The sequence below is a fragment of the Klebsiella sp. NPDC088457 genome, assembly GCF_044900465.1.
Lineage (GTDB): Bacteria > Pseudomonadota > Gammaproteobacteria > Enterobacterales > Enterobacteriaceae > Klebsiella.
Genome location: NZ_JBJDNH010000002.1, coordinates 23616 through 40280 on the forward strand (window position 1 = coordinate 23616; position 16665 = coordinate 40280).

Annotated in this window: 17 protein-coding genes and 1 pseudogene; 11 read left to right on the forward strand and 7 right to left on the reverse strand. The window is 56.6% G+C overall.

All coding sequences use genetic code 11. The features are described 5' to 3' along the window. Positions 1-27: 27 nt before the first annotated feature. Both ACI2JR_RS02230 and ACI2JR_RS02235 read left to right on the forward strand, forming a co-directional pair. Positions 28-618 carry a LysE family translocator gene (locus ACI2JR_RS02230; RefSeq protein WP_132731162.1) on the forward strand — a complete coding sequence of 197 codons (591 nt, stop codon included), beginning with the start codon at positions 28-30 and terminating at the stop codon, positions 616-618. Positions 619-764: 146 nt separating this feature from the next. After that, positions 765-857, forward strand: coding sequence for a KPN_01571 family protein (locus ACI2JR_RS02235; RefSeq protein ID WP_243655249.1), 93 nt, complete (start codon positions 765-767; stop codon positions 855-857). A gap of 34 nt (positions 858-891) precedes the next feature. Here ACI2JR_RS02235 and ACI2JR_RS02240 read toward each other — a convergent pair whose 3' ends face one another. Next, positions 892-2142: an MFS transporter gene (locus ACI2JR_RS02240; protein WP_462477752.1), complete on the reverse strand. Its 1251-nt coding sequence runs from the start codon at positions 2140-2142 to the stop codon at positions 892-894. 115 nt (positions 2143-2257) lie between these two features. Here ACI2JR_RS02240 and ACI2JR_RS02245 point away from each other — a divergent pair, with 115 nt between their 5' ends. The 3 genes from ACI2JR_RS02245 to bioD all read left to right on the forward strand — a co-directional run bounded on the left by ACI2JR_RS02245 (position 2258) and on the right by bioD (position 5328). Next, positions 2258-3166, forward strand: coding sequence for a LysR family transcriptional regulator (locus ACI2JR_RS02245; RefSeq protein WP_132731160.1), 909 nt, complete (start codon positions 2258-2260; stop codon positions 3164-3166). Positions 3167-3284: 118 nt separating this feature from the next. After that, a complete protein-coding gene (mlc, locus tag ACI2JR_RS02250) occupies positions 3285-4505 on the forward strand; it encodes a sugar metabolism global transcriptional regulator Mlc (protein ID WP_132731199.1) in 1221 nt (406 codons plus the stop codon). Between the two features lie 127 nt (positions 4506-4632). Beyond that, positions 4633-5328 carry a dethiobiotin synthase gene (gene bioD / locus ACI2JR_RS02255; protein ID WP_132731159.1) on the forward strand — a complete coding sequence of 232 codons (696 nt, stop codon included), beginning with the start codon at positions 4633-4635 and terminating at the stop codon, positions 5326-5328. Here the strand turns inward: bioD and ACI2JR_RS02260 are convergent. The 4 genes and pseudogenes from ACI2JR_RS02260 to ACI2JR_RS02275 all read right to left on the reverse strand — a co-directional run. After that, positions 5281-5457: pseudogene (locus tag ACI2JR_RS02260) on the reverse strand (voltage-gated ClC-type chloride channel ClcB); the annotation flags it as partial. The gene bioD and the pseudogene ACI2JR_RS02260 sit on opposite strands and share 48 nt — an antisense overlap. Positions 5458-5617: 160 nt before the next feature. Then, a complete protein-coding gene (dmsD, locus tag ACI2JR_RS02265; protein ID WP_462477753.1) occupies positions 5618-6226 on the reverse strand; it encodes a Tat proofreading chaperone DmsD in 609 nt (202 codons plus the stop codon). 134 nt (positions 6227-6360) lie between these two features. Continuing rightward, positions 6361-8802, reverse strand: coding sequence for a selenate/tellurate reductase subunit YnfE (ynfE, locus tag ACI2JR_RS02270; RefSeq protein ID WP_462477754.1), 2442 nt, complete (start codon positions 8800-8802; stop codon positions 6361-6363). A gap of 146 nt (positions 8803-8948) precedes the next feature. Next, positions 8949-9212: a DUF1161 domain-containing protein gene (locus tag ACI2JR_RS02275; RefSeq protein ID WP_132731198.1), complete on the reverse strand. Its 264-nt coding sequence runs from the start codon at positions 9210-9212 to the stop codon at positions 8949-8951. Between the two features lie 102 nt (positions 9213-9314). Between ACI2JR_RS02275 and ACI2JR_RS02280 the strand changes: the two genes are divergently transcribed. Continuing rightward, on the forward strand, positions 9315-10025 hold the full coding sequence (locus tag ACI2JR_RS02280) for a YnfC family lipoprotein (protein WP_132731156.1): 711 nt from the start codon (positions 9315-9317) through the stop codon (positions 10023-10025). On the opposite strand, the gene speG is transcribed toward ACI2JR_RS02280, so the two are convergent. Beyond that, entirely contained in the window at positions 10019-10579 is a 561-nt protein-coding gene (gene speG, locus ACI2JR_RS02285) for a spermidine N1-acetyltransferase (protein WP_462477755.1), read from the reverse strand. The two genes, ACI2JR_RS02280 and speG, sit on opposite strands and share 7 nt — an antisense overlap. 61 nt (positions 10580-10640) lie before the next feature. Next, complete coding sequence (locus tag ACI2JR_RS02290) at positions 10641-10982, reverse strand: DUF1283 family protein (RefSeq protein ID WP_132731154.1); 342 nt, start codon at positions 10980-10982, stop codon at positions 10641-10643. A gap of 156 nt (positions 10983-11138) precedes the next feature. On the opposite strand from ACI2JR_RS02290, the gene ACI2JR_RS02295 reads away from it, so the two are divergent. The 5 genes from ACI2JR_RS02295 to ACI2JR_RS02315 all read left to right on the forward strand — a co-directional run bounded on the left by ACI2JR_RS02295 (position 11139) and on the right by ACI2JR_RS02315 (position 16664). After that, the gene (locus ACI2JR_RS02295; protein ID WP_462477756.1) at positions 11139-11465 is read left to right on the forward strand and encodes a YnfA family protein; all 327 of its coding nucleotides are present in this window, start codon (positions 11139-11141) and stop codon (positions 11463-11465) included. A gap of 110 nt (positions 11466-11575) precedes the next feature. Further along, positions 11576-12859, forward strand: a complete 1284-nt coding sequence (locus ACI2JR_RS02300; RefSeq protein ID WP_132731152.1) for an MFS transporter — start codon at positions 11576-11578, stop codon at positions 12857-12859. Between the two features lie 142 nt (positions 12860-13001). Then, the gene (rspA, locus tag ACI2JR_RS02305; RefSeq protein ID WP_132731151.1) at positions 13002-14216 is read left to right on the forward strand and encodes a starvation-sensing protein RspA; all 1215 of its coding nucleotides are present in this window, start codon (positions 13002-13004) and stop codon (positions 14214-14216) included. A 10-nt stretch (positions 14217-14226) separates the two neighbouring features. Further along, the gene (locus tag ACI2JR_RS02310; RefSeq protein ID WP_462477757.1) at positions 14227-15240 is read left to right on the forward strand and encodes a Zn-dependent oxidoreductase; all 1014 of its coding nucleotides are present in this window, start codon (positions 14227-14229) and stop codon (positions 15238-15240) included. Between the two features lie 47 nt (positions 15241-15287). Beyond that, positions 15288-16664, forward strand: coding sequence for an MFS transporter (locus ACI2JR_RS02315; RefSeq protein WP_462477758.1), 1377 nt, complete (start codon positions 15288-15290; stop codon positions 16662-16664). Position 16665: the final 1 nt, after the last annotated feature.

Below are 16665 nucleotides of genomic sequence, written 5' to 3' on the forward strand. Positions count from 1 at the left end.
GGGCTTGCGTAATAAAAGGAGCCTGCTGTGGATCTGTTGCCCTATCTGCTATTTGCCTTCGTCGCCTCGATTACCCCCGGGCCGACGAATATTTTGATTCTGACGAACAGCCAGCGCTATGGCGTGAGGGCGACGCTTGCCGCCGTCGTCGGCGCCTGCGTCGCCGCCAGTACGATCGTGATGATTTCGGGGGCCGGCGCCGGAGAACTGTTGCATCAGCATCCGTTGGTCCGCCAGCTGATGAGCTGGAGTGGCACGCTGTGGCTGAGCTGGTTGAGCTGGCAGTTGTTTAGCGCGCCGCCGCCGGACCTGCAGGCGCAGACGGCAGGACGTTTTACCGCCCGCGCAGCGGCGCTTTTACAGGTGGTGAATCCGAAAACGTGGATGATGGCGCTGGCGGTCGTCGGTCTGTTTGCGCCGCAAAGCGAGCACGCGCTACGTGATATCACCCTGATGGCGCTGTGTTTTTTGTTGATTTCACTCCTGTGCCTGGCGGCCTGGGCGTGGCTCGGACAGATATCGAACCGGGTGTTTCGCACCCCTGCGGCGATGGTGGGTTTTCAACGCACGATGGCGCTATTGTTGCTGGTTTCGGCATGGGCAGGGATGCTGACATAGCCTCGTGTCAGACTCAAACGCCGTTTGCTGAGCGAATTGCGCTGCGCTCGCCATCAAAATGTCATCGTCGCTGGACAGAATGGCAGAATGTTTTTTAACCCGCGGCTACACTCAATCTGAGCACAGGCCGCTGAGGTGGGGTTAATATGAATCCGTTCACCATGCTGTTCATCGCACTGCTATCGCTCGATGCCGCCAGAGAATTATTGGGCGCCTCGTCGGTACTGGGGCTGTGGTGAGAGACGTGGCCGCTAAAGGCCACGTGATAAGTCGCTATTTCAGGCGCTTGTGCAGGCAAGCGCCGGTGAGCAGTGCTGCGATTAACAGCAGGGCGATAAATCCGCCGACGCCGTTCCAGCCATAGTTATGCCAGAAAACCCCGCCCAACGTCCCGGCAATACTTGAACCCAGATAGTAGCTAAACAGGTACAACGATGACGCCTGGCCGCGGGCGCGGCGGGCGCGTGGGCCGATCCAGCTGCTGGCCACCGAATGGGCGGCAAAGAAGCCGGCGGAGAACAGCAGCATGCCGATAAAGATCGACCACAGCGAGGAGAACAGGGTTAACATCAAACCGGCCAGCATCACCGCGGTAAACAGTAACATCACCGGCCCGCGGCCATAGCGCGCCGTCATGGCGCCGGCTTTTGGCGAGCTCCAGGTGCCGGTGAGGTAGGCCACGGACAGCAGGCCAACCACCGCCTGATTCAACGACCACGGCGACATCATCAGCCGATAGCCGATGTAGTTAAACAGGGTCACGAAGGAACCCATCAGCAGAAACCCTTCGACAAACAGCAGCGGCAGGCCGCGGTCGCGCCAGTGCAGACGGAAGTTAATCATCAAGGACTTTGGCCGTAGCGACGTTGGGCGGAAGTGGCGTGATTCCGGCAGGATCCGCCAGAACATAATCGCCGACGCGAGGGCAAAACAGCTGATGACCGCCAGCGCCACGCGCCAGCCGAAGAAATCGGTGAATACCCCGGTCAGCAGGCGGCCGCTCATTCCGCCAATGGAGTTACCGCTGATATACAGCCCCATCGAGAAGACAACGACGCTGGGATGGATCTCTTCGCTCAGATAGGTCATGCCGACCGCCGCCACGCCGCTTAACGACAGGCCAATCAGCGCCCGCATAATCAAAATACCGTGCCAGCTGGACATCATCGTGGAGAGCAGGGAACAGCATGACGCCAGCACCAGCGCGGTCACCATCACCTGTTTGCGGCCGATAGCATCAGACAGGGGGCCGGTAAACAGCAGGCCGACGGCGAGCATGGCGGTGGAGATCGATAGCGAGATACTGCTGGCGGCGGGCGTCACGCCAAATTCGCTCGACAGCACCGGCAGAATGGGCTGGACGCAATAGAGCAGGGCAAAGGTTGCCAGACCGGCAGAGAACAGGGCCAGAGTGACCCGTATAAACTGTGGAGTACCGCGTTTGATAAACTGATTTGGCTGGGATACGACATTGTCGCTGACCTCGCTTGCCGGCACGGTGTCAACGGTAGTTGTACGACTCACGGAAAATCCTTGCTGAAAATACAGGGTTAGATGAATTACAGATCACATTTTAAGGGTATGAAAATGTAAATATTCTGTCTAATATATTAATAATCTCAAATAAGACGTTTTAGATATGAATATCGAGCTGCGTCATCTGCGTTATTTCATAGCCGTCGCCGAAGAGCTGCATTTTGGCCGGGCAGCGGCGCGGCTGAATATTTCACAGCCACCGTTAAGTCAACAGATTCAGATACTTGAGCAACAGATCGGCGCCCGTCTGTTCGCCAGAACCAACCGCAGCGTCAGCCTGACGGCGGCAGGCAGGCAGTTCCTTGCCGACAGCCGACAGATTCTTACCCAGGTGGAGGATGCCGCCGCGCGCGCCGGGCGGTTGCATCACGGTGAAACCGGAGAATTACATATTGGCTTCACCTCCTCGGCGCCGTTTATCAAGGCTGTTTCCGATACGCTGTCGACCTTTCGCCGGCGCTATCCGGATGTGCATATTCAAACCCGTGAGACCAACACCCGCGAGCAGATTGTGCCGCTGAATGAAGGGGCGCTCGATCTTGGCCTGATGCGCAATACCCAACTGCCGGAGACGCTGGTCTGGGAGCGTGTTCTGCGTGAACCGCTGCTGGCGATGGTCCCGAGCGATCACCCGCTGGCGCGCCAGCAGGCGGTGAGTCTGCTTGAGCTGGCGCGCGAGCCGTTCGTCTTTTTTGACCCGCACGTCGGGACCGGGCTATACGACGATATTCTGGGGTTGATGCGCCGCTACGGCCTGACGCCGATGATTGCTCAGGAGGTGGGAGAGGCGATGACGATTATCGGGCTGGTGGCTTCCGGCCTCGGCGTGTCGATATTACCCGCGTCGTTTAAGCGAGTGCAGCTTAATGAAATGCGCTGGCTCCCTATTATGCAACAGGATGCGGTATCGGAAATGTGGCTGGTGTGGTCGAAGCACCATGAACAGGGGCTGGCGGCGCAGCGTTTCCGTGAATACCTTCTTGCCGCCGCGGCGGTGAATAATTCAGACTAAAAGCGTTTAAAAATGTGCAGTAAATCACAAGGCTAAGTAAAAATTTGACGAGTGGCAGCGAAGTGCTTCACCATAGCTAAAAGTTTATTTCGAAGCGCGAAAATAAAGGGAGTCAATGGTGGTAGCGGACAGTCAGCCAGGCCATATCGATCAAATAAAGCAGACCAACGCAGGAGCGGTATATCGCCTGATTGATCAGCTTGGCCCGGTGTCGCGTATCGACCTCTCCCGTTTTGCGCAACTGGCCCCGGCCAGTATCACCAAGATTGTGCGTGAAATGCTGGAAGCGCATCTGGTTCAGGAAACGGAAATTCAGGAGCCCGGCAGCCGCGGGCGCCCGGCCGTTGGCCTGATGGTGGAAACCGAAGCCTGGCATTATCTCTCGGTGCGGATTAGCCGCGGCGAAATCCATCTCGCGCTGCGTGATTTAAGCAGTAAGCTGGTGGTCGAAGAGCAGCTCGAGCTGGCGCTCCAGCATGAACAGCCTTTCTTGAGCCGGGTCGTGGACCATATCGATCGCTTTTTTATTCGCCATCAAAAGAAACTGGAACGCCTGACCGCCATTGCCGTGACGATGCCGGGCATTATTGATACCGAAAATGGCGTCATCCACCGGATGCCATTTTATGATGAGGTCATCGATCTGCCGCTCGGCGAGGTGTTAGCGAACCATACCGGGGTCTCGGTTTACATTCAGCATGATATCAGCGCCTGGACCATGGCTGAATCGCTATTTGGCGCCTCGAGAGGGGCGCGGGATGTCATTCAGGTGGTGATTGACCATAACGTCGGCGCCGGGGTGATCACCGATGGCCGCCTGCTGCATGCGGGCAGCAGCAGCCTGGTGGAGATTGGGCATACTCAGGTCGACCCCTATGGTAAACGCTGCTATTGCGGCAACCACGGCTGCCTTGAGACCATCGCCAGCGTCGAAAGCGTACTGGAGCTGGCGCAGGTGCGGATGACCAAATCAATGAGTTCGATGCTGCACCAGCAGCCGCTGAGCGTGGAGTGGCTGTGCCAGGCGGCGCTGCAGGGCGATTTGCTGGCGCGGGACATCATCAGCGGAGTGGGTCAGCATGTCGGGCGGATTCTGGCGATCATGGTGAACCTGTTCAATCCGCAAAAAATCCTCATCGGTTCCCCCTTCAGCCTGGCGGCGGATATCCTGTTTCCGGCTATTTCAGATTGCATTCGGCAACAGTCGCTCCCGGCCTACAGTCGCCATATCAGCGTTGAAAGCACCCAGTTCTCGAACCGGGGAACGATGGCCGGCGCGGCGCTGGTCAAAGATGCCCTCTATAACGGATCGCTGCTCATCCGACTGTTACAGGGTTAACATTTTTTCATAGTCACACCAAAAATTGCGCTATCTCAAGCTGGTCCCCGGCGCCATCGCGTAGACTTTTCCCACAGTTTATTTCTTCTCTTCTGTATATCTCATCAACATAACTGTGGGGTTAGTGATGTTTAAGCGTTTCTTTATAACAGGTACTGACACTGCTGTCGGGAAGACAGTGGTTTCTCGTGCGCTGCTGCAGGCACTGGCTGCCGGCGGCAAAAGCGTAGCGGGATACAAGCCTGTGGCGAAGGGCAGCAAAGAGACGCCGGACGGATTGCGTAACAAAGATGCGCTGATTTTACAAAGCGTGTCGACGCTGGCGTTACCGTATGATGCTGTCAATCCCATAGCGTTAAGCGAAGATGAAAGCAGCGTGGCGCACAGCTGTCCGATCAACTACGGCCTGCTGACCGATGGTCTGCAGCGCCTGAGCGCTCAGGTTGATCATGTGGTGGTTGAGGGGACCGGCGGATGGCGGAGTTTAATGAACGATCTGCGCCCGCTGTCCGAATGGGTCGTCCAGGAACAGCTACCGGTCCTGATGGTCGTGGGGATTCAGGAGGGCTGTATCAACCATGCGCTGCTGACCGCCCAGGCTATTGCCAACGACGGTCTGCCGCTGATTGGCTGGGTAGCAAACAGGATTAACCCGGGGCTGGCCCACTACGCTGAAATTATCGAGGTGCTGAGTAAAAAGCTGCCCGGGCCGCTGATCGGCGAGCTTCCCTATCTCCCGCGCGCTGAACAACGTGAGCTGAGCCAGTATATTGACTTAGCGCTGCTCGGCGAGGTAATGGCGGTAGATCGAGTCCTCGCGTAACGTCCGGAAAAGCGCCGACGCCACGACGCTGGCAATCAGGACGCCGGGCAGTCCTTCATACTGCCCGGTCATGTCACCAATTCTCCATATCGACATCCGCGGCGCGTGGGCCGTCGCCGCCAGCACAATCATCGCTCCCTCACGGCCCGCTGCGCTGCCGGCGCATGCGCGAAAGCTATCAATGTGTTTTGCCCGTAAAATCGGCCCGGTTAAGGTCAGAACAAGGATAAGAAAGGTGACGGCGCCAGCTTTTAGCCGCCATGCCGGAAGCTCCGGCATGGCGCCGCGGTTAGCGATAAAGCGGTTTTTCAGCCACCGCCACGGGCAGCTGGCTTTGCCAGTGGCTAAGCGTAACCTGCGCCAGCTGCCCAAGACTCTGATAAAACGGATGTCCGGCCTCTGCGACAAACACCTGCAGGAAGCGGCCGGACCACGGCAGCAGGTGCCAGGCCAGGAGCTGAGAAAAGGCTTCGTCCTGCCCGGACTCGCACAGCCAGGCGGCCAGCAGCAGGAGCGTGCCAAAATGGTCTTCCGGCTCGGGACTCTGCGTTGCGTGGGCAATCCCGTTGGCCCGCATCCACTCGCGCAAGGCCAGCGTTGAGTCGCCGAACAGCACGTTCTCTTTATCCAGCCACACGGATCCCCACGGCGGCGCCGGGAGCGCCCACGGCCCGATAAACAGACGTTGCCACGCCTGGGGCAACGTTTCCTCGCTCTCTGCGGCGAACCCGGCGACCTCAGTGCCGGCGAGCGGATAAGGCCATTGCGCCTGCCAGCTACCGTCCTGCAGGGCATCTACCAGCGCGGCGGCCTGTTCACCGTGCGGCGCAAATGAAAACAGGGCCCCCAGCGTGCGGGCACTTAATGCGACGGCGTCGCGTTCTTGTGGTTGCATCATCTCTCTCTTTCTTACGACGGCGCGGGGTTAACCACGCCTGAATATTTGCCAGCAATTAGCCAACCGACGGTCATGTCCCGGGCCTGAACCAGGCCGATGGCAGGTGGCGTGAGCGATCGCTACGGCCCATGGTCTTAGGCTTCTGCTTTGGCGATTTCGACCAGGTTAGTATGCTGCGGATTACCTTTCGCCAGCGGGGACGGGCGATGGGTGGTCAGGGTATTAATACAGGCGCCATGATCGATGCGATCGCCAGCCATACTGGCGTCATGCCACGCGCCCTGGCCCATGGCCGCCACGCCGGGCATGATCCGCGGGGTGACTTTCGCGGCAATGCGCAGCTCGCCGCGCGCATTAAAGACGCGCACCATGTCGCCATTCTTAATCCCGCGTTTTTCAGCATCCACCGGATTGAGCCACACTTCCTGGCGGCAGGCGGCCTGCAGCACCTCGACATTACCGTAGCTGGAGTGGGTACGGGCTTTGTAGTGAAAGCCGAAAAGCTGCAGCGGAAACCGGCTGCGCAAGGGGTCGTCCCAGCCTTCGAAGGTGGAGGCGTAAACCGGCAGCGGGCTGATAGTCTCATCGTTTTGCAACTGCCAGCGGGCGGCAATATCTGCCAATTGGCTGGAGTAAATTTCAATCTTACCGGAGGGCGTTTTTAACGGGTGGGCCACCGGGTCTGCGCGAAAATCGCGGTAGGCGACGAAATGACCGGCGGGATCTTTCCGTTTATAAATGCCCATTTCTTTCAGTTCCTCGTAGCCCGGCAGCGCCGGGTCTTTGGCCACCATTTTCGCATACAGATGCTGGAGCCACTGCGCCTGGGTGCGCCCTTCGGTAAACCGCTGATAGACGTCCTCGCCGAGGCGCTTCGCCACTTCGCTGAGGATCCAGTAGATCGGTTTGCGCTCGAATTTCGCCGAGGTGGCAGGCTGGATAAAGATCAGGTAGCCCATATTTCCGGCATAGTCGTTAGGAATGATGTCTTCCTGCTCCACGGTCATCAGATCCGGGAGCAGGATGTCGGCATACTTCGCCGATGAGGTCATAAAGTTTTCAATCACCACGATCGTCTCGCATTTCGTCTCAACCTGGAGAATGTCGTGGGTTTTGTTGATATCGGAATGCTGATTGATGATCGTGTTTCCGGCGTAGTTCCACAGGAATTTTATCGGTACATCCAGTTGCTCTTTGCCCCTGACGCCGTCGCGGGTTGCGGTCATTTCTGCGCCGCGCGCAATGGCTTCGGTCCAGCTAAAGCAGGAGATGGCGGTTTTTACCGGGTTGCTCAGTACCGGCAGCCGCTCGATAGTGAGGGTATAAGTGGATTCGCGGGCGCCGCTGTTGCCGCCGTTGATACCGACGTTACCGGTCAGAATCGGCAGCATGGCGATGGCGCGGGCGGCAAGTTCGCCGTTGGCCTGGCGCTGCGGCCCCCAGCCCTGGCAAATATAGGCCGGGCGGGTGGTACCGATCTCCCGCGCCAGCTTAATAATGCGATCGGCCGGAATGCCGGTAATGCGTGACGCCCACTGCGGCGTTTTGGCGGTGCCGTCCTCGCCGTCGCCAAGGATGTAAGCTTTATAATGACCGTTGGGCGGCGCGCCGGCCGGGAGGGTTTTTTGATCATAGCCGACGCAGTATTTATCGAGGAACGGCTGGTCGACGAGGTTTTCATGAATCAGTACCCAGGCGATTCCGGCCACCAGCGCGGCATCGGTGCCCGGACGAATGGGGATCCACTCATCTTCCCGCCCGGCGGCGGTGTCGGTATAGCGTGGGTCGATGACGATCATTCGCGCGTTGGAGCATTCACGCGCCAGCTCCAGATACCAGGTAATGCCGCCGCCGCTCATGCGGGTTTCCGCCGGGTTGTTGCCGAACATCACCACCAGTTTGCTGTTTTCAATATCGGAGGTGCTGTTGCCGTCGTTACTGCCGTAGGTGTAAGGCATGGCGCAGGCGATCTGCGCGGTACTGTAGGTGCCGTACTGGTTCAACGACCCGCCGTAGCAGTTCATCAGACGGGTAACCGGCGACGCCGAAGGCGAGGAGCGGGTCATATTGCCGCCGACGATCCCGGATGAATAGTTAATGTAAACCGCTTCGTTGCCGTACTCTTTGACCACGCTTTGCAGTTTAGCGGCGATAGTGTCCAGCGCTTCATCCCAACTGATGCGTTCAAATTTGCCTTCACCGCGTTTGCCGACGCGCTTCATCGGGTAGTTCAGGCGATCGGGATGGTTGATCCGCCGGCGGATGGAGCGGCCGCGCAGGCAGGCTCGTACCTGATGATCGCCGTAGTTATCCTGCCCGGTGTTATCGGTCTCTACCCACACCACTTCATCATCACGAACGTGCAGCCGCAGCGCGCAGCGGCTGCCGCAGTTTACCGAACAGGCGCCCCAGACTACCCGTTCTTCTCCCCGGGCGGCCTGTTGCACGGCGGCGGCAGCGGAGCGCAAGCTGAACGGGAGCGTGAGCCCCCCGGCAGCAAGCGCCAGCGACCCTATTGCCGACGATTTGAGTAGCGTGCGTCGACTGACGCCGCCAGGATGTTCCTGATTAGACATTGCTCACCCCATCGTTGTTATTGTGATGAAAAGCGCCGGTATCATTTTCCGGAACTATGGGTGAACCATCATACTCAGATAGGGGTAGGTGGATATTATCCCCGGTCAACTCAGGGATAATATCCTGCGCAGGAAACGTGCGAGGGTTATTGGGCGTCGTTGTCAGAACCGGCGGTGCGGGTATAGATAATTTTGAAGGTATCGTTGGCGCAGTGACCCACGACCTGGGCGCCGGGCTGATCGGGTTGATCGTTGGGTACAATGGCTAAACTAAAGCCTGAGGTCGGGACGCCGTTGTTGACGATCTTCTGCTGAATATCGTTTTTCACGCGCTCGCACGAATCCGGTGCCGCCAGCGCAGAAGTTGAACCCAGTAGCAAAGCCGCGCAGAGCCAGGGGGAGAGTTTCATCATAGACTCCTTATCGATGTCATCCAGGTTTAAGCATAGCAGAACTGGTGTAAACAATTGTATTTGCTAATATGATTGCAGGACGCATAAAAGGAATCGGCTGTGAAAAAACGGTTTTTGCTGATATCGGCGGTGCTGGCGCTCAGCGCCTGTGACGAGCAGGCGCTGCCGGAAGCATTTACGCCGGAAATGGCGAGTTTTTCCAACGAATTCGAGTTCGACCCGCTGCGCGGCCCGGTGAAGGATTTCAGCCAGACCTTGTTCGACGAACATGATGAAGTGGTGAAACGCGTAAGCGCTCGGCTCTCCAGCGAGGGTTGTTTCGATCTGCTGGATTTTGAGGATCGGGAAAATAACAGCGGCGCCACGCTGATGCTGGATGCTAACTACTATCTTGACGCCCGGACCCACGAGAAGCGTCTGCGCCTGCAGGGAAAATGTCAGCTCGCTGAACTGCCGTCGGCGGGCGTCACCTGGGAAACGGACGATAACGGGTTTGTGATCGCCGCACGGGGTAAAGAGAGTACCGCCAGCTACCGCTATGATCGTGAAGGCTACCCATTGGGCAAAACCACCGTGGCGAAAAATGCGCGTTTTACGGTGGTTTCCACGCCAGCGGCGGATCCGCGGAAAAAGCTGGACTATACGGCGGTCAGCACCTTCAACGATCGCCCGCTGGGGAGCGTCCGCCAGACCTGTGACTACGATAGTCACGATAACCCGGTGAACTGCGAACTTCAGGTTGTCGATGAAAGCGTACAGCCGCCGTTAACCCGCCGCTACACCATCAAAAACAGTATCGAATACTACTGAGCCGTAGGCTTGAGCAATGTCGCACCGTGCGTGCGGTGTTCAGTAATATATTGATGCTGGAACAGACACATACGGATGGTATTGCGGTATTCGCCGTTGATGAAAAACTCATGGATCAGCTCGCCTTCTACCATAAATCCCAGCTTGCGGTAGATGTGGATCGCTTTTTCATTTTCGCTGTCGACGATGAGATACAGCTTGTACAGGTTGAGTACGGTAAACCCGTAGTCCATCGCCAGCTTAGCGGCGCGCGTCGCCAGGCCTTTGCCCTGGTAATCGGGTGAGATGATGATCTGAAACTCGGCGCGGCGATGAACGTGGTTAATTTCAACCAGTTCGACCAGCCCGGCTTTTTCACCATTGCATTCAACAACAAAGCGGCGTTCGCTCTGATCGTGAATGTGTTTATCGTAGAGGTCGAAAAGCTCGACGAAGGCTTCATAGGGCTCTTCAAACCAGTAGCGCATGACGCTGGCATTGTTATCGAGCTGGTGGACAAAGCGTAGGTCTTCGCGCTCCAGAGGGCGGAGTTTGATGGTATAGGCGTCAGTCATGGATATTCCTGTGGATCAAAGCGCAATGCGGCGCCCGTGGGCGCCGTAGGTGAACGACGGATTAGGGCGTAATCGCCCGGCCGGTGCGACGGTCGAGGCAGCGCAGGGTGTTGGGTTCCCAGTAAGCGTTAACGTTGGCGCTTTTCTGGCAGTTATCCCGGGCATCAAAAGCGACGTCGGCTTTGTCCCATTCCTTCTCGGTACGCGTGTTCACCTTATGGCGTAAAGAACGGGTGTCATTCCACTGTTCTTTTTCCATTGCCGCCTGCTGGCGGCTCTGCGCGCTATCGCCGGATTCAATCACCAGCGTGTCGGTTTTGGCGAAAGACGACGCGGTAAAGACCGCGGCGCTCAGCGCCAGCATGGCGGTCAGGCACCAGCGTGTGTTCAGTGTCATTTTCATCACGATTTCCTTTAAGTGATAAAAAGGGGTTAGCCCTTTGAGTCTGGTATAAGTTTACTCTATCTCTGGGGGATGGCATACCCGACAAAAGAGTATGAGAGTGGAGTGATTATCGCGTAAAATGGGCCAATAACCCGATCTCTTTACCTGTCTTTAATGTTTAAAACAACGCTGCTTTTCTTCGCGACCGCCATTTGTGAAATCCTCGGCTGCTATTTACCCTGGCTGTGGCTTAAACGCGGCGCCACGCCGCTGCTGCTGATTCCTGCCGGCCTGGCGCTCGCGATGTTCGTCTGGCTGCTGACACTGCATCCGGCGGCAAGCGGGCGCGTTTACGCCGCTTACGGCGGGGTATATGTCTGCACCGCGCTGCTGTGGTTACGCTTCGTCGATGGCGTCAAACTCAGCCATTACGACTGGGCAGGGGCGCTGATTGCTCTGTGCGGGATGCTGATTATTGTTGCCGGCTGGGGACGCGCGTAAGGCGCGTTCTTCTGTGATCGTCCACGCTAATTTTAACCCTGATTCTTGTATGGTAGTCGGCTTATTGCCTTACTGTTTAACGCATATCGCCATTTACAGTAAGGAGCAATATGGCTATCCAGACTCTCGCCAGCCAGACTGGCGCCAAACCCACCCGCATCCGTCGGGTGCAAAATGTGACGCTGGCGCTGCTGTTTATCGCCGGTATTGTCAACTTCCTCGACCGTTCCTCGTTAAGCGTGGCAGGAGAGGCCATTCGCGGTGATTTGGGACTGAACGCGACCGAGTTCGGCGTGCTGCTGTCGGCCTTCTCACTCTCGTACGGCTTTGCGCAGCTACCTTCCGGTATGCTGCTGGACCGCTTTGGTCCTCGTATCGTCCTTGGCGGCGGGCTGATCTTCTGGTCGTTGATGCAGGCGCTGACCGGGATGGTGAACTCGTTCAGCCATTTTATTCTGTTGCGGATTGGTCTCGGGATCGGCGAAGCGCCGTTTATGCCCGCCGGCGTCAAATCGATCAATGACTGGTACGTACAAAAAGAGCGCGGCACCGCGGTGGGAATTTTTAACTCATCGACGGTATTAGGTCAGGCCATTGCGCCACCGGCGCTGGTGCTGATGCAGATCGCCTGGGGCTGGCGGACGATGTTCGTGGTCATTGGTCTGGCGGGTATTGTGGTGGGGCTGTGCTGGTACGTCTGGTATCGCAATCGCGCACAGTTCGATCTGCAGCAGGATGAACGCCTCTATCTCGCCGCGCCGGAGAAGGCGCGGCCGACGCTGAATTTTAGTCAGTGGCTGGGGCTGTTTAAACGGCGCACGACCTGGGGCATGATTCTGGGATTTTCCGGTGTCAACTACACCGGCTGGCTATATATTGCCTGGCTGCCGGGGTATCTGCAGGCGCAGCAGGGGCTAAGCCTTGGCAAAACCGGCTGGGTGGCGGCGATTCCGTTTCTGGCGGCGGCCGTTGGCATGTGGGCGAATGGGCTGGTCGTCGACGCGTTGGCCCGCCGGGGATATGACCTCGCGAAGACGCGTAAAACGGCGATTGTCGTAGGGCTGGTGCTTTCCGCGCTGGGTACTCTGCTGGTGGTGCAGTCCTCATCGCCTGCACAGGCTGTCGCTTATATCTCGATGGCGCTGTTCTGCGTCCATTTTGCCGGCACGTCGGCATGGGGGCTGGTACAGGTGATGGTCAGCGAGAATAAAGTCGCTTCCGTCGCGGCTATCCAGAACTTCGGCAGTTTCGTATTCGCCTCTTTTGCCCCGGTGGTGACCGGCTGGGTGGTCGACACCACTCACTCATTTAATCTTGCGCTGGTCATTGCTGCCTGCGTCACCTTTACCGGGGCGCTTTGCTATTTCTTCATCGTAAAAGATCGCATTGACTAAGCGAAAAGGTGGCGTGCTGCGTCACCTCCCCTGGTGGGGATAATGTGATCGGCGGCATCTTTTTTAAAACTCATACTTGTATGGTAGTAGGGTTGATGTTTTAATTTTGCTCACTAACCGCAGAGATGTAAGGAAAAAAAAGATGAAGATCGTTGCCGCTGAAGTTTTCGTCACCTGCCCTGGACGTAACTTTGTCACGCTTAAAATCACCACCGACGAGGGGATTGTCGGGTTAGGGGATGCGACGCTTAACGGGCGTGAGCTCTCCGTGGCGTCATACCTGCAGGACCACCTCTGCCCGCAGCTGGTCGGCCGCGATGCGCATCGCATCGAAGATATCTGGCAGTTTTTCTACAAAGGGGCTTACTGGCGCCGCGGCCCGGTGACCATGTCAGCGATTTCCGCCGTCGATATGGCGCTGTGGGATATCAAAGCCAGGGCGGCGGGGATGCCGTTGTACCAGCTGTTGGGTGGCGCATCGCGCGAAGGCGTTATGGTCTACTGCCACACCACCGGCCACTCTATTGATGAAGTGCTGGATGATTACGCTCGTCACCAGGAGATGGGCTTCAAGGCGATTCGCGTTCAGTGCGGTATTCCGGGGATGAAGACCACTTACGGCATGGCGAAAGGCAAGGGGCAGGCCTATGAACCGGCAACCAAAGGGCTGTGGCCGGAAGAGCAATTGTGGTCGACGGAGAAGTACCTTGATTTCACCCCACAGCTGTTTGCCGCCGTGCGCGAACGCTTTGGTTTTAACGAACATCTTTTACACGACATGCATCACCGTCTGACGCCAATTGAAGCGGCGCGTTTTGGTAAAAGCATCGAAGACTATCGTCTGTTCTGGATGGAAGATCCGACTCCCGCAGAGAACCAGGCGTGCTTCCGCCTGATTCGCCAGCATACCGTGACGCCGATTGCCGTTGGTGAAGTGTTTAACAGCATCTGGGATTGCAAGCAGTTGATTGAAGAACAGCTGATTGACTACATCCGTACCACCATTACCCATGCTGGCGGTATTACCGGCATGCGCCGCATTGCCGATTTTGCGTCGCTTTACCAGGTGCGTACCGGTTCTCATGGCCCGTCCGATCTGTCGCCGGTGTGCATGGCCGCGGCGCTGCACTTTGACCTGTGGGTACCAAACTTCGGCGTGCAGGAGTACATGGGGTATTCCGAACAGATGCTGGAAGTCTTCCCGCACAGCTGGACTTTTGATAACGGCTATATGCACCCGGGAGAAAAACCGGGACTGGGCATCGAGTTTGATGAAAAACTAGCGGCGAAATACCCCTACGAACCTGCCTGTCTGCCGGTGGCCCGTCTGGAAGACGGCACGTTGTGGAACTGGTGAGGAGGACAAAATGAAGAGTATCGTCATTCGTCAGCCCAATGAGCTGGTCGTCGAAGAGAGGGCGCTTCCCACGCCTGGGGCGGGAGAAGTCCGGGTTAAAGTGAAACTTGCGGGAATATGTGGTTCCGATAGCCATATCTATCGGGGGCATAATCCGTTTGCGAAGTATCCCCGCGTTATCGGCCATGAATTCTTCGGCGTGATCGACGCCGTCGGGGCCGGAGTGACGGACCGGGCGGTGGGCCAGAGGGTTAGCGTCGATCCGGTTATTAGCTGTGGTCACTGTTACCCTTGCTCTGTGGGCAAACCAAACGTCTGCACCTCGCTGGAGGTGCTCGGCGTCCATCGGGACGGCGGTTTTAGCGAGTACGCCGTGGTCCCCGCCAAAAATGCCTGGCAGGTTCCGGACAGCATCCCGGACCGGCATGCCGTGATGGTGGAGCCTTTTACCATCGCCGCCAACGTGACCGGGCAGGTAACGCCGACGCCTGAGGATATTGCTCTGGTGTATGGCGCCGGGCCGATGGGGTTAACCACCATCCAGGTGCTGAAAAGAGTCTATAACGTTCGCCAGGTGATCGTTGTCGATCGGATTGATGAACGTCTGCGGATGGCGGAAAGAAATGGCGCCGACTGGGTTATCAACAATGGCGAGTCCTCATTATCCGACGCCTTGCTGGATAAGGGCATCAGGCCCACGCTGATTATTGATGCCGCTTGCCACCCCGCTATTTTACAGGAGGCCATTACACTCGCTTCGCCGGCGGCCAGGATCGTCCTGATGGGATTCTCAACCGAGCCGTCACAGGTTGCTCAGCAGGGAATCACCGGTAAAGAGCTGGCAATATTTTCATCGCGGCTTAATGCTAATAAATTTCCTGTTGTGCTGACATGGCTGGAACAGAAATTAATTGACCCGGAAACATTAATTACCCACGAATTTGCGTATCAGAATGTTGTCGATGCCATCGAGTTATTTGAAAGCGACAGAAAGAGTTGTTGTAAGGTGTTATTAACCTTCTGACAATAAAGCATGAGCGACTCTATATCCTACAATTAGAGATAATAACGATGACTACAGTGAAAAATGAGAGAACAACTTCCGATCTCATACGCGCGGCCGTATCCGGTTGGTTAGGCACCGCGCTGGAGTTTATGGACTTTCAGCTTTATTCATTAGGTGCAGCGCTGGTCTTCCATGAAATATTTTTCCCCGAGCAGTCAGCGGCGATGGCGCTCATTTTAGCAATGGGTACCTATGGCGCGGGATATATTGCGCGCATAGTCGGAGCCTTTATTTTTGGGCGTATGGGCGACAGGATTGGGCGTAAAAAAGTGCTGTTTATTACCATTACGATGATGGGGATCTGTACCACGCTTATTGGGGTGTTGCCAACCTATGCGCAGGTCGGTATTTTTGCGCCGGTACTGCTGGTCACTCTGCGTATTATTCAGGGGCTAGGCGCTGGCGCTGAAATTTCAGGCGCGGGTACCATGCTGGCGGAGTATGCGCCAAAGGGACAGCGCGGCATTATCTCATCGCTGGTGGCGATGGGCACTAACTGCGGGACGTTGAGCGCAACGGCTATCTGGGCAGTGATGTTTTTCCTTCTCGATCGTGAACAGCTGGTGGCATGGGGATGGCGCGTTCCGTTCCTGGCCAGCGTAGTGGTGATGGTCTTCGCCATCTGGCTGCGTCTTAATCTGAAAGAGAGTCCGGTGTTTGAAAAAGTCAGTGAAGGCAGCGCGGTTCAACAGAAAATAGCTGCCGGGGAAAATACTTTCGGCGCGATGTTGAAAAGTAAATCTTTCTGGCTGGCGACGGGGTTGCGTTTTGGTCAGGCGGGTAACTCAGGCCTGTTACAAACCTTCCTGGCCGGTTATCTGGTGCAAACGTTATTATTTGATAAAGCAATTCCCACCGATGCGTTAATGATTAGCTCTGTTATTGGGTTTATCACCATTCCTTTCCTGGGATGGCTATCAGACAAAGTGGGGCGGCGTTTGCCTTATATTATCGTCAATATCTCGGCGATTATCCTCGCTTATCCGATGATGGCGATTATTGTTGATAAGAGCTACAGCGCGAGCACGATTATGGCGTCATTGATTGTTATTCATAATGTGGCCGTTCTCGGACTGTTCGCACTTGAAAACATCACCATGGCGGAACTTTTCGGCTCGCGTAACCGTTTTACCCGTATGGCGATTTCAAAAGAGGCGGGTGGCTTAGTTGCCGTAGGCTTTGGTCCGGTACTGGCAGGGATCTTCTGTAATATCACCGGTTCATGGTGGCCAATTGTTGCCATGCTGGTTTGTTATTCCGTTATTGGCTTAGTTTCCGCTGTGCTTATGCCGGAAGTTCGGGACCGTGACCTGAGCCTGCTTAACGATGCCGCGGATTTAGAGACGCGCCAGAAAGAAATTAAATCCGGCCAGTATATCTGAT